Genomic DNA, 795 nt, shown 5'->3' with positions numbered 1-795 from the left:
CGCAGATTCAATTTCAGCGGTGCCCATACGGTGTCCAGACACGTTCAGTACGTCATCGACGCGGCCAGTGATCCAGTAATAGCCGTCTTCGTCACGACGCGCACCGTCACTGGTGAAGTACATGCCCTTAAAGGTTGAGAAGTAGGTTTGTTCGAAGCGTTCATGGTCGCCGTAAACCGTACGCATCTGACCTGGCCAAGAATCAAGAATTACCAAGTTACCTTCAGCCACGGTGTCTTCAAGGATATTACCCATGTTATCAACCAGCGCAGGTTGTACGCCGAAGAATGGGCGAGTTGCTGAACCTGGTTTGAGATCTGTCGCGCCCGGAAGTGGAGCGATCAAGATGCCGCCGGTTTCCGTTTGCCACCAAGTGTCGACGATAGGTGAATTTTCGTTACCGATCGTTTTGTAGTACCACTCCCATGCCTCTGGGTTGATTGGTTCGCCCACTGAGCCCATGATGCGAAGGCTTGAGCGAGACGTGCCAGCAACCGCTTCGTTGCCTTTTGCCATCAACGCGCGAATAGCCGTTGGTGCGGTGTACAGAATGTTCACTTGATGCTTATCGACCACTTCGCTCATGCGGCTTGTGTTCGGGTAGTTTGGTACACCTTCGAACAGGATGGTTTTCGCGCCGTTCGCAAGTGGTCCGTAGATAAGGTACGTGTGGCCTGTAATCCAGCCTACGTCTGCGGTACACCAGAAGGTTTCACCTGGTTGGTAATCGAAGACGTATTTAAACGTCATGGCCGCATAAACAAGGTAGCCACCTGTTGTGTGAAGTACGCCTTT

At 52.2% G+C, this 795-nt stretch carries 1 protein-coding gene; it reads right to left on the bottom strand.

The annotated features are described in order from the left end of the window. A partial coding sequence (locus R7Z49_RS24340; protein ID WP_318112271.1) for an AMP-binding protein occupies positions 1-795 on the bottom strand: 795 nt, incomplete at both ends.

The organism is Vibrio sp. 1562 (assembly GCF_033340155.1).
Lineage (GTDB): Bacteria > Pseudomonadota > Gammaproteobacteria > Enterobacterales > Vibrionaceae > Vibrio > Vibrio alginolyticus.
This window is presented reverse-complemented; position numbering and strand designations above follow the sequence as displayed.